Origin of the sequence: Streptosporangium album, assembly GCF_014203795.1 — a bacterium.
GTDB lineage: Bacteria > Actinomycetota > Actinomycetes > Streptosporangiales > Streptosporangiaceae > Streptosporangium > Streptosporangium album.
Genome location: NZ_JACHJU010000002.1, coordinates 420,613 through 433,743, shown reverse-complemented (window position 1 = coordinate 433,743; position 13,131 = coordinate 420,613). Strand labels below are relative to the sequence as shown.

The 13,131-nt window shown below is 67.6% G+C and carries 10 protein-coding genes and 2 tRNA genes; 6 read left to right on the top strand and 6 right to left on the bottom strand.

Going from position 1 to position 13,131, the window contains the following annotated elements; translation table 11 throughout:
- Positions 1 to 554 precede the first annotated feature (554 nt).
- A complete protein-coding gene (locus FHR32_RS25645) occupies positions 555 to 1,322 on the top strand; it encodes a sulfite exporter TauE/SafE family protein (protein WP_184757820.1) in 768 nt (255 codons plus the stop codon).
- A 325-nt stretch (positions 1,323 to 1,647) separates the two neighbouring features.
- Here the strand turns inward: FHR32_RS25645 and FHR32_RS25640 are convergent.
- A tRNA-OTHER gene (locus tag FHR32_RS25640) sits at positions 1,648 to 1,724 on the bottom strand.
- A gap of 42 nt (positions 1,725 to 1,766) precedes the next feature.
- Positions 1,767 to 3,470 (bottom strand): tetratricopeptide repeat protein, encoded by a 1,704-nt coding sequence (locus FHR32_RS46770; RefSeq protein WP_184757056.1) that lies wholly within the window; start codon positions 3,468 to 3,470, stop codon positions 1,767 to 1,769.
- Positions 3,471 to 3,862: 392 nt separating this feature from the next.
- Between FHR32_RS46770 and FHR32_RS25630 the strand changes: the two genes are divergently transcribed.
- A complete protein-coding gene (locus tag FHR32_RS25630; RefSeq protein WP_184757055.1) occupies positions 3,863 to 4,384 on the top strand; it encodes a hypothetical protein in 522 nt (173 codons plus the stop codon).
- Between the two features lie 257 nt (positions 4,385 to 4,641).
- Here FHR32_RS25630 and FHR32_RS25625 read toward each other — a convergent pair whose 3' ends face one another.
- Positions 4,642 to 6,039, bottom strand: a complete 1,398-nt coding sequence (locus FHR32_RS25625) for an IS1380 family transposase (protein ID WP_184751892.1) — start codon at positions 6,037 to 6,039, stop codon at positions 4,642 to 4,644.
- Positions 6,040 to 7,158: 1,119 nt separating this feature from the next.
- Between FHR32_RS25625 and FHR32_RS25620 the strand changes: the two genes are divergently transcribed.
- Together FHR32_RS25620 and tnpC are read left to right on the top strand one after the other, a co-directional pair.
- On the top strand, positions 7,159 to 7,386 hold the full coding sequence (locus FHR32_RS25620) for a hypothetical protein (protein ID WP_184757054.1): 228 nt from the start codon (positions 7,159 to 7,161) through the stop codon (positions 7,384 to 7,386).
- A 570-nt stretch (positions 7,387 to 7,956) separates the two neighbouring features.
- Positions 7,957 to 9,387, top strand: coding sequence for an IS66 family transposase (gene tnpC / locus FHR32_RS25615; protein ID WP_184757053.1), 1,431 nt, complete (start codon positions 7,957 to 7,959; stop codon positions 9,385 to 9,387).
- A gap of 20 nt (positions 9,388 to 9,407) precedes the next feature.
- Here tnpC and FHR32_RS25610 read toward each other — a convergent pair whose 3' ends face one another.
- Complete coding sequence (locus FHR32_RS25610) at positions 9,408 to 10,406, bottom strand: IS3 family transposase (RefSeq protein WP_184757819.1); 999 nt, start codon at positions 10,404 to 10,406, stop codon at positions 9,408 to 9,410.
- A 29-nt stretch (positions 10,407 to 10,435) separates the two neighbouring features.
- Positions 10,436 to 10,843 carry a transposase gene (locus FHR32_RS25605; protein ID WP_184754033.1) on the bottom strand — a complete coding sequence of 136 codons (408 nt, stop codon included), beginning with the start codon at positions 10,841 to 10,843 and terminating at the stop codon, positions 10,436 to 10,438.
- Positions 10,844 to 10,947: 104 nt separating this feature from the next.
- Between FHR32_RS25605 and FHR32_RS25600 the strand changes: the two genes are divergently transcribed.
- The gene (locus tag FHR32_RS25600) at positions 10,948 to 11,640 is read left to right on the top strand and encodes a site-specific integrase (RefSeq protein WP_184757052.1); all 693 of its coding nucleotides are present in this window, start codon (positions 10,948 to 10,950) and stop codon (positions 11,638 to 11,640) included.
- Positions 11,641 to 11,781: 141 nt separating this feature from the next.
- Here the strand turns inward: FHR32_RS25600 and FHR32_RS25595 are convergent.
- A tRNA-Ile gene (locus FHR32_RS25595) sits at positions 11,782 to 11,855 on the bottom strand.
- A 155-nt stretch (positions 11,856 to 12,010) separates the two neighbouring features.
- Here FHR32_RS25595 and galK point away from each other — a divergent pair.
- The gene (gene galK, locus FHR32_RS25590) at positions 12,011 to 13,129 is read left to right on the top strand and encodes a galactokinase (RefSeq protein WP_184757051.1); all 1,119 of its coding nucleotides are present in this window, start codon (positions 12,011 to 12,013) and stop codon (positions 13,127 to 13,129) included.
- Positions 13,130 to 13,131: the final 2 nt, after the last annotated feature.

Here is a 13,131-nt window from a genome sequence, read left to right as displayed (position 1 = left end):
GCGCTCCAAGGTCTTCGCCCCTCCCCACTTCCGCTCCTTTCCCCGTCTCTTCGCGTGCGTCGCCTGCCGTGCTCTCCAGGCTCCAAACGTTCGGCTCATCGCCGTCTGCGTGGTCATGTGTCCCCCCTCGCCCTTTCGGAGAGATCCACATCGGCACCCCGCAGGACGACCGGGCCAGACAGCCGGCGGGCTGACCCGGCCCGGTTCCGTGGGCGGCCGTCAGCGCAGGTGCTCGCCAGCGGAGCCGGGATACTTCGCTGAGCGCCGAAGTATTTCCGGTTTAGCTTCGGCTGCGTGAGAATCTCGCCGGACACCGGCTGTCAGACGGAATCGCCCACCCTGGCCGCAGCAGGCGTCACCGCCGTGTTGTGGTCCTCGGTCTGCGGCTCCATCCGCGCAGCCGGCTGGGCCCATTCACCGGGAGCCCCGGCGTCGGGACGGCTCCTCGCCGGATCGCTGGTTCTGGGGTCGCTCGGTCCGGTACGCCACCAAGCATGGCCCTCGCGCGCCGCCTGGCCTGGCATGGGCGCCGATTCCGCGAGGGAAGAGACAGCGTGACGCCGTGGGAGATGCTCGCCGTCTTCGCGGCGGGCGCCGGCGCCGGCGCCGTCAACACCGTTGTCGGCTCCGGGTCACTGATCACCTTTCCCGTTCTGCTCGCCACCGGCATGCCGCCCGTCACCGCCGCGGTCTCCAACACACTCGGCGTGATCCCCGGCTCCATCAGCGGGGCCATCGGCTATCGCACAGAGCTCAGCGGCCAGAGCCGGCGCATCCTGAAGATGAGCGTCGGCGCCCTGCTCGGCGGCCTCACGGGCGCCACGCTTTTGCTGGCCCTGCCCGCCACGGCGTTCGAGAAGATCGTGCCGGCCTTGGTGGGCCTCGCCCTCGTCTTGGTCATCCTCCAGCCCCGGATCAGCAAAAGCGTGCGGCGCCGCCGCGAACGCACCGGCGGCTCCGCCCGCCCCGACGGCGGCCCGCTGCTTTTCACCGGACTGACACTCGCCAGCGTCTACGGCGGCTACTTCCCCGCCGCCCAGGGAATCATCTACATGTCCCTGATGGGCGTGCTCCTCGACGAGACCTTGCAACGCCTCAATGCCGTCAAGAACATCCTTGTTGCCGTCGTCAACGCCGTCGCCGCGCTCTTCTTCCTCTTCTCCGCGGATTTCGACTGGACGGCCGTCGTACTCATCGCGGCCGGTTCCGCTTTCGGCGGCCCGTTCGGGGCCAAAGTAGGCCGCCGCCTCAGCCCCGCAGTGCTGCGCATCCTCATCGTGGCGGTGGGTACCGCCGCCATCGTCCAGTTGCTGCGTCACTGACCCGGGACCTTCGTACTGCGCGGTCTCTGCCCCTAAGCGCCGGATCCGGTCCGCCTGTTCCTCAACCCCCGCCTTCAGCGCGTCAGCGGTGGCTTGACGGTGTGGTGAAAGTGCTCACTTGACGATCAATCAACTGCACTGTAGATCCAACGCGACATGCGCCCTCGCTTGCAGCGACGACCGGTGATCTTCATCGAGCTTGGGAACGCATTGGGAACGATCAGCCGCAAACAACCGGTGACAGCCATGGACAGCCGGACACAACGAAAGCGCCTCTGGCTCCAGACATGCAGGTCAGGGGCGCTTTCGTCATGGTCACGGAGGGTAGGGCGAGCGGGACTCGAACCCGCGACCCAGGGATTATGAGAGGTGAAGTCCCCCGCTTTCCTGAAAGCTTTCCCTCGGGTTGGGATTGATCCCGCCGATGTCCGCCCCGGTTGGCAGTCATCCGGCCATGGCGCGACGGCAGCGGGCAAGTTCCGCGCGCAGGTCGCGTCGCAGCGCCCGGTCCAGGCTGGGCTGGGCGAGCGCGTGGGCGAAGTCGCGGGCGGCCTCGTCCCACCGCCCCAGCCGCATCAGCGCCGTGCCCCGGTTGTAGCGGGGCACCGGCGCCGCCGACAGCGCCACCGCCCGGTCCAGGTCGGCCACGGCGGCGGCCACGTCGCCGCGTTCAAACCGGACGGCGGCCCGGTTCGTCCATGCCTCGACCAGCTCCGGATCCCAGGCCAGGGCCCGAGTGAGCAGCTCGTCGGCTTCGGCGAGGCTGCCACGCTCCGAGCGGATCAGCCCGAGGGTGCACAGCAGCGCGGGCTCCTGCGGGGCCAGCGTCAGCCCGGCCCGCGCGCCCACCTCGGCCGCGTCGAACGCGCCGCGCTCCACCTGCAGGTTGACCAAGGCGATCCGGGCGTCGAGGTGCCCGGGGTCAACGGCGAGCGCGCGCTCCAGGTCGTCACGCGCCCGATCGAGGCGGCCCCGCTCCTGCTGAAGCACGGCCCGGTTGTAGTACGCCTCGGGCAGGTGCGGTCCCAGGCGGATCGCGGTGCCATAGTCCCTGATCGCGGCCTGGGACCGACCCGCCGCACGGTGCAGGGCGGCCCGGTCCACGTAGTACTCACAGTTGCCGGGGTCGTGTGCGATCACGGTGTTGAGGTCGGCCAGGGCCTGTGCCGGATCGCCCAGGGCCAGGTGCACCTGCGCCCGGTTGTGGCGTAACCGGGCCAGGTCCTGCGGGCGCTCGCCGGGGGTGAGCACTGCCGTCAGCCGGGCCAGCCCGTCGTCGATCAGCCGCAGCGCGCGGGCGGGCTCACCCGCCCTGGTGTCCAGCAGCGCCAGGCCCTGCTCGTAGAAGACGGTGGACAGCACCCGCTGCCGCGGGTCGTTCAGTCCGGCGGCGAGGTGGAGCGCCTGTTCCAGCAAGTGCCGCGCCTGCGCCGGGTCCTGGTCGGCCGCCGACAGGTGCCTGGCGTACAACATGGCGGTGGCGTACGCGGCCGACATGGTGATCTTCGGGTCGTCAGTGGCGGCGCGCGCCTCGTGGTAAAGGTCGAGCGCTTCGGCGGCGCGGTCCAGCGCCGCCAGGGCGGTGGCCAGACCAGTGGTGAACGCCCACCAGTGCCGCAAGTCGCCGTCCGGGGTCACCGTGGCGCGCCCCCGCCCGGCAACTCGGGCCGCGTGGTGGTAGAAGCCGCGGGCCAGGCTGTCGCCCAGGGCCGTGCGCATCGCCTCCGGCGCCGGGTCGGCCGCTACCGGCTTGCGGGCGCCGCCGTCGCGCAGGTCCAGGCGCACCGGGGACGACCCGATCCGGCGGATCAGCGCGTCCAGCAGCTCGCAGGTGGTCTCGTCGGCATTGCCGACGTGGTCGAACCGCACCGTGACCGGGTGCCGGAGCGTGCCCGCCCAGGCCGCCACGAACTCCGCCGCGCCGTAGGCCAGGCAGGCGGTGCGCCGGGCGGGATGGAACCGGATCGGCTCCTCCTCGGCGGCCGGTCGTGCCGCGTGGTCGAGCCAGGGTGCGATGGCGTGCAGCTCAACCTTGTGGCGGGACGCCAGGCGGGGACGGTCGGCGGCGATCCGGCCGAGGAAGGCCGCGACCCCGGCGTACGGCCCGTGGTCGCGGTGGCAGTCGTAGCCGCCCGGCTCGCCGGTCACGGCCGGGCCGATCGCCGCAGGGGCGGGCGCCCGGGAGCGCCCGCCGTGCCGGCAGCTACCAGCACCACTCGATCCAGAGCCGGCGGGCGCCGGACAGCAGGCGCAGCGCGCTCTTACGGCGGATGGTCATCTTTCTCATGGGCACCTCCATGTGATCCACTTCAGGACTGCCCAGAGCATAATCCCGCTCAATGGAAATATGTAGACTGCTCGCGATCGCACCGGCGTGGTCAGGCCTTGCTCGGTGTGGGTGGGATGCGACAAGCAGGCGTTCGGCGACCTTCATGTCACCGCGCAGGACCGCGGTGCACCCTGCGGGTGCCGAATCTTGGTGCTGCGGCATTAGTTGGTGATAACGCAGCGGCAGGTGGCCAGGTCCGTGTTCACTCCGGATGATCGGTTTCTCCTCGCGGGGCTGCTCCACCGTCTGCCGACAAGCAGGAACGTCTCCCGATCCGGTGGCGGCCAGCCAACGCCGGTGGCTGGAGGGCCGTCGCTACCTCAACCGGAACCGTGCCGCCCTGGCTGCCGCAGCGTATGACCGGTACACCTCGGCTGTCCGTTACATGGACCCGCCCACCCTGTTCGAGAATCGGCCAAGCTACCGGCTGCTCGACCTGCGCTGGTCGAGCGGACAGGGAGAGATGACGTTCGGCCTGGCCAACTACTTCGACAAGCTGGATGTCTCCGAGGCCGTCGGCCACGAGACCGCCGCCGCGATGATGAAAGGGCAAACAGGCCTTTCATGGGAGGACCTCCCCTTCCGGGCGCTCATCAGAGACCCGTTCGGGTTCCATCGTCGGGCGGTCATTCCGGCCATCACGACGCTGATGCTCCGCCGGCGGCGTGCTGATGAAGAAATCTGGGCGTCTCGAGTTGCCCGAGGCGCTTGCCAGTACTGTTTGCCCAGGTGACAGCCTGGAGGTATGAGGTACTCAGCCTGAATCCACCGAGCGTCTTTGAATGATCGTTTCTAAGTTCGATTCCTCCATGAGGGCCGTTTCTCTCGGTGTTCGGCAGGTGGAGTCCTGTTTTCGGGCGTGATGGGGCCGCCGCTGGCGGGTTCTGCGGCTTGTCCGGGTCATGCGGTTCGGGGCGGTCGGTGGCGGTGTCGCCGGTGGCTGGGTAGGCCGTCAAGGTGCTGGCGGGGTGGTGCCTGTGAGATGGGATATCAAGCGGCTCGGGCGAGCGGTGGCGAGCGAAGCGCGTCGAAGAGGTTCATCCAGGCGGGCTGCCAGGGCCAGTGGCCGGGCAGGTGGAGGGTGATATGGCCGCGCCCGTGCCGGGCGAGGCGGGCGGGTACGGCGATGAGGTGGCGGCGCAGAGTGGCTCCACGTGCTCGTGCGCAGCGGGCTCCGGACAGGCAACCGGCGGCGCGGAGCAGGTTGTGGCTGATCGTGGCCAGTGCCAGCCAGGCGGCGTTGGCCGCGAAATTACCGGAGGGCAGGTGAGCCAGCGGCCCGGAGATCAGATCGGCGAAGATCTGCTCGATGATCGCGTGATCACGATGCTGTCCTTCGGCCTGGATCAGCTCATACGGAGTGTCGGTGAACACGGCGTGGTAGCGATAGCACGGGTGGTGGCCGGGGTCGGTCTGCTCACCCAGTCGTTTGACCCGGCGCACGATCAGGCGGGCGGTTACGGCCTGCCCCTTCTTGGAGGTGAACGCGGTGTAGCGGGTCTCGGCGACCTCGGCATCGGAGATCCACTGCCCGGATTCCTCGTCCAAGATGGCGTTGGGGTAGCTGATCGGGGTCCAGGCGCCCTGGGGGATCGCGGCGATCGCCGCCTTGATTTTGGGGTCCATCTTCGCGGTGAAGGAGAACCGGACATCGGCTCGCCGGCAGGCGCCGATGACCTTGGCGCTGTAGTAGGCCGCATCGCCTCGGCAGAGCAGGATGCCGGTGGCTCCGGCCTCCCGGGCCGTATTGATCGACTCGGTCACGAAGGTGTCTGCGCCGCGGGCGGAGTTGGCGGTGCCGCCGCGCAACCGACTGGCGGTGATGACCGGGGCGGCCAGTGGGGTGGACAGGGCCGAGGCGAGCACGTTGAGACCGCGGACCCGCAGGCTCTTGCCTTGAATCTTGGTGTGCCCGAACCCGGCGCCCTGTTTGGTCGGCCCGTAAATCCGTTTTTGCATCGAGTCCAGATCGAGGAACGCCAGCACGTCCACGCCGGGCAGCAGCGGTGTGTGCGCGGCCAGACGGGCCAGCAGGCGGCGGCCGACCTTCCCGATCTGCCGCACGTTGCCCCACGTCAGACAGCGCAGAAACGACCCGAGCGTGGAGGGGGCGCGGATCCCGGCAAACAACTTATCCATCCCGCCGTGGCGCAGCACGTCCAGATCATCGATGCTGTCGGCCCCGGCGATCATCCCGGCCACGATCGAGCCGATTTTCAGCGGGGCATTCACCCCGAGTCGGTCGGCGATGGTCACGTGCTCCTGAGCCAGACCGGCCAGGTCACAGCGCTCGGCCAGGCGCATCACCGGCAGCAGGCCTGCGTAGGCGACCGTGTGCTGGTCATCGAAGATCGCATGGGTGTGGGCGGGAGCGTGAGACAATCGCACTTACGACGTGCCCTCTTGATTCGGCGGCTGGAAGCGTAGAGAACTCCCATCCTGCCAGGTCAGAGGGCATCGTCATGTCTACGGTCCAGCCCTCACCTGATAACGCTCGGTGGATTCAGGCTCAGACAGAAGCGGAGTCCTGTTCTGCGGGATGGGTAGCCAACCAGCCCCAGCATTGAGAGCACCCTGAGGCCATCAAGCGCCGGCCCAGGTGCTGATGGACGGTGGTCTTTCCCGGAACTTCGGCACGTATTCGGCACAGCCAGCCGCAAACGATCGGCGTCAGCCGTGGACAGCTGGACAAGACGAAAGCGCCCCCGACCGCAAACAAGCAGGTCAAAGACGCTTTTCGTGTGGTACCGAGGGGTAGGGCGGGCGGGACTCGAACCCGCGACCCAGGGATTATGAGTCCCGCTCGCTACAACCGACAATCATGCCCACTGCCTGGGCAAACGATGCTGAAGCCTCGTGGTTACACAGAACTTCAGCACGCATTCGGCACGGCACTGCTCCACCGGGAGCTATTCGATGCGCTTGTTGCGCAGGAAGTGATGCCCGATCAAAGCGGCCTGTAGGCACCTGCGCGCCACTGCGCTGAGCCCGCTGTCGAACCGTCAGCCTTAGCCGCCGTCTGTCATCGTTGGCCTACCCCGGACGGCCCACAGACGGCCCAGCAGGGCTCCAGGGAAACATGCGGGCCGTGAATGGCTACCAGGGCTGCGCCGTGCCTCCCCCTCCTCGCCCCCGTGGTGATCCTGGGATCACTACTGCCTTGCTGCGAACCCCGTCCTGCTTCATTGTCAGCGTCCGGCGTAGAACCCCCTCCTTCTCCCCCTTCCGCCAGCTCGCCGTCTCTCCTCGGCCCGGCGTCGCCCCGCTCCCCCACCGTGAGAGCGACGGATTGAAGCGGCTTGAAAATGTACAGAAAGTCCTCATCCAGTGGTGTCGAGTCTCACTTGACTGGCTCCTGGTGGTGGCGTTGCTCTTGAACGACGCCAGAGCTTCGGAGGCGTCAGGGAACGTGACGTACGCCACACGATCACTGCGGGTCGCAGATCTAGAAGGTATCCGACACGCGTGACATGATCACTGTAAATCGACACGTTGGAGGTTTTGCGCATGAAGGTTCGCTTGGGGCGTATGTCCAAGGGGCTGTCCGTCATCGTCGCGACGGCGGCCGTCGGTGTCGCCCTCAGTTCGGTTCCGGCATCCGCACAGACAGTCATCAAGACTTACCCGTACACCGCGGCAGGCGCGAGGAGCTGCCAGATCGACCTCAAGCTGGCGCCCGCCGGGTACTACTGCACCACGATCAGCAGCCCCAGGCGCTACGCCCTCGCGCACTAATCTGACGCCACGCTTGAACGCCGCCTTCCGAAGTCTGAAGACGGCGTTCAAGCTCAAGGCGAGGGGCTCACGGAGTGCCGATCTCCTGGATCTTCACGATCTTGAACACCTACAAGAACAATTCGGCAAACTTCTTCCTGCTGGGCAAGGGGCTCTAAGCTGCCAGTTTGGCTGGCGGCAGGTGCAGGACTTGAATCTGCGCTGGCTGAGCCGACGGCTTTACAGACCCACCGCGAAACCGTTCTGACCAGCAGAAACGTATTTCCTGGTAGGAGTTTCGGCACGTACTCGGCACCAGTCGTGGAAATACAAGGCGATCCGGTGCGCAGCAACCCACCTTAACCGTATCGTTATATCGCAGGGCCGCGAAGCCCGAGGAACGGAAGCTCTGCGGCGGGCAAGCCGGAAAAACGGACCAGTCGCAAGGCTGGCACCGCGCTTCAGGCCAACCTCACAGCGGAGGCAACCGACTCCGCCATCACGTAGGTGATCTATCGACTAGTAAGCATTCATCAGGCCACGAGATCGAGTACGGCGTGAGCGGCTTGCCAGCCGTGGGATGATCTTCGTGTGCAGGCCGGGGATGGGCGTCCGTCGTATGACGAGCTTGCCGCCCTGGTCGTAGAGCAGGCGCGGATCATCGTCGAGTTGCGAGCCGAAAACGAGCGGTTGACGGCTCGGGTGGCGGAGTTGGAACGGCGGCTGGGCCGTAACTCGGGTAACTCCTCACTGCCGCCCTCGGCCGATACCTTCACCCGGCCGCAGAAGAAGGCGGTACCGGGGAGTGGCCGACGACGCGGTGGCCAGCCGGGCTCGGCTGGTGGCGGGCTGGCCATGGTCGAACGTCCGGACGCCGTCGCCGATCACCTGCCCGAGCGGTGTGGTGGGTGCGGGGCCGGGCTGGACCTGACCGGCAGCACGGGGTTCGAACGCCGCCAGGTGTGGGACATTCCCCTGGTCAGCGTGGCGGTGACCGAGCATCGGGCGCATCGGTGCCGCTGCACGTGCGAAACGACGACCCGGGCGCAGATGCCCGCGACGGTGTCGGGCTCGCCAACCTCTTATGGGCCGAATCTGCGCGCGTTGGCGGTCTACCTGCTGGTCTTCCAGCATGTCCCGGTCGAGCGGTGTGCGCTGCTGATCGCCGATCTGACCGGGGCGCACGTCTCGACCGGGTGGGTGTCGGGTCTGCTGGGCCAGGCCGCCACTGTGGTGGAGAGCAGCCTGAAGCTGATCCGGGCGCTGCTGACGCTGGGGCATGTGCTGCATGCCGATGAGACCACCACCCGGATCGGTAGCGGGCGGCGCTGGCTGCATGTGGCCTGCACCGAGAAGCTGACCCTGCTCGGGCTGGGGCCACGCTCGCGCGAGGGCGCCAACGCGCTGGGGGTGCTGCCGGACTTTCGCGGCGTGGTGGTCCACGATTCCCTCGCCTTGTACGACGGCTACCCCGATGCTCGGCACCGGTTATGCGGGGCGCACCTGATCAGGGAGTTGACCGCCGCGGCCGAGGACCACCCCGATGAGCGCCGGCCACTCCAGGTGCGCTGGGCGCTGGCGGAGTTGAACAAGCAGGCCAAGAAGGCCGCCGAGCAGGGACTGGCCGACATTGCGCCGGACCGGGCTCTGGTCTACCTGCAAGCCTTCCACCACGGGGTGGCCGTCGGGCTGTCGCTGCACCCCCGGGCGCCGGGCCGTAAACAGAGCCCGGCCCGCAACCTGCTGGAGCGCCTGCGCGACCGCAGTGCCGACGTGCTGCGCTTTGCCGACCAGCCGGGCCTGGTGCCGTTCACCAATAACACCGGTGAGCGCGCGCTGCGGCCGGTCAAGACCCAGGTGAAGATCTCCGGCTGCCACCAATCCGAGACCGGTGCCGCCGCCTGGCTGGCCGTACGCTCCTATCTCGACTCCGCTCGCAAGCACGGCTTGGGTGCCTTCGACGCGATCCACCGCGCCTTCACCGGCAGCCTCTGGATGCCCCCGATCGCTCTGGCCGACTGACCAGCCAGCATCACACAACGTCACAACGCTGTTGAATGCTTACCGGTCTGGAGGGTCGTGGATGGCTTGTTGATCCACACTCGGGTGGGCAGCGGCGGCGGGCAGGGCCGACGACCGCGGAACCGCTCGGGGTGGGCCAGGAAGGCCGCGTTCAAGGTGGCGACCCGTTTGGCGTGGATCTCGGCCGCGGAGCCGTCGTGCACGGACGCCGGGGTGTGCATTCCGATACCGGAATGGCGGTGTTCGTTATTGTAATATCGGAAGAACTGGCCGCAAAAGACGTTGGCATCTTCGATGGACCCGAACGTTCCAGGAAACGCGGGACAATATTTGAGCGTCTTGAACTGTGCTTCCGAGTACGGGTTGTCGTTGGACACGCGCGGCCGTGAATGGGACTGATCGATCCCCAGCAACGCGAGCAGGCCGGAAACGGTATTCGACGTCATCGACGTGCCGCGGTCGGCGTGAATCGCGCCCGGGGCAATCCCACCATTGGCCTCAATGGCGTGCTCGATGAACTCTCTGGCAAGGGTTCCTGTTTCCGTCGGCCAGATCTCCCACCAGACGGTTTTACGGGAGAAGATATCGATGATGACGTACAGGAGATAGTAGACGCCGCGCGAAGGTCCTTTCAGTTTCGTGATATCCCAGGACCACGCCTGGTTCGGCCCGTCGGCTTCCAGTTCGGGTTTCTTCTTCGCCGGATGGACGGCCTGGGCGCGGCGCTCGCCGGAGGAGCCGCGTTCGCGAAGGAGCCGGTACATGGTGGCCTGCGAGCACAGGTAGGTGCCCTCATCCAGCAGGATCGCCCACACCTGGCCCGGGGACCGGTCGACGAACCGGGGCGAGTCCAGCACCGCCAGCACGTGCGCGCGTTCTTCCTGCGACAACTCGGCCGGATGATGAAACGGCGTGCGCTCACGCGCCACGCGCGGCCGGGGATGGCGTTTCCGATACACGCCGGCGCGGGATCTCCCGAGGATCCGGCACGCGTGCTGCGTGCCGACGGCGGCTTCCAGGCCGGGGAAATACTCATCGAGGGCCTGGTTCAGCTCTCGTCGGAGTCCGCGCTGCTTGAGATGTTCTCCAGCAGCGCGAATGCTTTTCCCGCGATGTCCAGCGCTGTCCTGGTCTTTCCGAGTTCACCGGCGAGTTTGTCGTTTCGCGCCGCGAGTTTGGCCGCGTCCGCCTTGAGCTTCTTGTTCTCGGCCCGCAGCCGGGCCAACTCCTCCGATTCGGCGTCCTTCTTCGGTTTACCGGTCGACGCGGCCAGGGTTCCGTTGTCTTGCTGCTTGCGCCAGTGCTCGATATGCGAGTGGTACAGCTTCTCGGTGCGCAGCAGGGCACCGCGTTCGGGGCTGCCCTCGGGCAGCGCGTCGTAGGCCGCGAGGATCCGCGTCTTGTAGGCCGCGGTGAACGTCCGGCGCACCGGCCGGCTCGGCCGCTTATCGGTCACGTGACCATTTTGCCCCGTCATGGCGGCCTGATCAGCGAAGGTCATTGTCACTGTCTTGGTGGTCCCGTCTCGCCCTGCTTCACATCAAAAGGACTCATACGTCTATGTCTCACAGCAGTCTGACAGAGAGGGTGGCCGCCGTTGCCGCGCAGAAGCGGAGCGGCCCGAGGCTGGTGGCCTTCTTCGCGGCCCTGTACTTCGCCGGCCTGCGGCCCGAGGAGGCCATGGACCTCCGTAAGGCGAACGTGATCCTGCCCGCACTGGTCCGGAACGAGGAGACCGGTCGGTGGGAGGAACAGCCGAACGCCTGGGGAGAGCTGCGGTTGCGCACCGCGGCTCCAGACGTCAGTAAGGAGTGGACCGACGAGGGCACCCAGCGAGAGGAACGTCAGCTCAAGCACCGCGCCGAGGGCGAAAGCCGTTCCGTTCCCTGCGCTCCCGAGCTGGTTCGTTTCCTCCGCGCCCACGTGGCTGCCTTCCCACCCGAGAAGGATGGCCGGCTGTTCACCGGGGTCAACGGCGGCGACCTGCCGACCATCACCTACCGGCGCGCATGGGACAAGGCCCGAGCGGTGGTGTTGAGCGAAGCCGAGTACGCCTCTCCGCTCGGCAAGCGCATCTACGATCTGCGGCACACCTGCCTGTCCACCTGGCTCAACGCCGGAGTACCGCCCACCCAGGTCGCCACGTGGGCAGGGCACAGCGTGGACGTGCTGTTGAAGATCTACGCCAAATGCATCGTGGGCCAGGACGAGACGGCCAAGCGCCGGATCACCGACGCTCTCGGCGAGAGCTGACGACCTCCCCGAAACTTCGGCACGTATTCGGCACAGCGAGCCGCAGGCAACCGGTGCCAGCCGTGGACAGCCGGACATGACAAAAGCGCCTCTGACCGCGAGAGAGCAGGTCAGAGGCGCTTTTCGTATGGTCACGAGAGGTAGGGCGGGCGGGACTCGAACCCGCGACCCAGGGATTATGAGTCCCCTGCTCTAACCGGCTGAGCTACCGCCCCTCGCGCGCATGCCGTACTGCGGCATTCAATCAAAGGTCCGCCCTGTTCGCACATCCGCCGGGCGGTACGCGTTCAAGATGTGACCTTCGGCGGTGGAAGCGGTGTCCGGGGGACTCGCTAATCTACGGGGGGACGTTGTTGAGGAGTGTTGGATCATGCGCGTTGTTGATGCTTTCCGTGAGTCGTTCGGTGTGGAGCCGCAGGGGGTGTGGCACGCTCCGGGGCGGGTCAACCTGATCGGTGAGCACACCGACTACAACGACGGTTTCGTGCTGCCGTTCGCCGTGCCGTGGGGGATCACCGTGGCGATGAGGCCACGTGAGGACGACGTCATCCGGCTCCGGTCGCTCCAGGCGGGCGAGCCGTTGACCATCGAGACCCTCGACCGGGCCGAGGGCTGGGCACGCTACGTCGCCGGCGTGTTCTGGGTGCTCCGGGAGGCCGGACATCCGGTCAGAGGCGCCGATCTGGTGATCGACGGGGACGTGCCGCAGGGGGCGGGGCTGTCGTCGAGCGCGGCGCTGGAAGTGGCCGTCGGGACGGCGCTCAACGAGCTGTACGGCCTGGGCCTGGGCAAAATGGAGGTCGCCCTGGCGGCGCAGAAGGCCGAGAACGACTTCGTGGGCATGCCGTGCGGGATCATGGACCAGGCCGCGTCGGCCCTGGCCGAGCAGGGCAAGGCCCTGTTCATGGACTGCCGGAGCCTCGCCACCAGGAACATCCCGTTCGACCTGGCCCAGCACGGACTTCAGTTGCTGATCATCAACACCGGGGTCCGCCACGAGCTCGCCGACGGGCAGTACGCCCGGCGCCGCCGGGACTGCGAGAACGCCGCCAAGCACCTGGGAGTGGACGCGCTGCGCGACGTCACCGACCTGGCGGGCGCCCTGACCGAGCTGAGCGGCGACGAGCGCAGGCGCACCCAGCACGTGGTGACCGAGAACCACCGGGTCGAGGCGCTGATCGGGCTGCTGCGCGCCGGAGCGGTGCGGGAGATCGGGGCCCTGCTGAACGCCTCCCACCTGTCGCTGCGCGACCAGTTCGAGGTGTCCTGCGCCGAGTTGGACGTGGCCGTCGAGTCGGCGATCCGGGGCGGCGCCAGAGGGGCGCGGATGACCGGCGGCGGGTTCGGCGGGTCGGCCATCGCGCTGGTCGCCGACGACCGGGTGGACTCGGTGAAGGAGTCGGTCATCCGGGCCTACGCCGAGCGCGGCTGGACCGCCCCGGAAATCTACCCCGCCACCCCGGCCGCCGGAGCCCGCCGGCTCGACTGAGC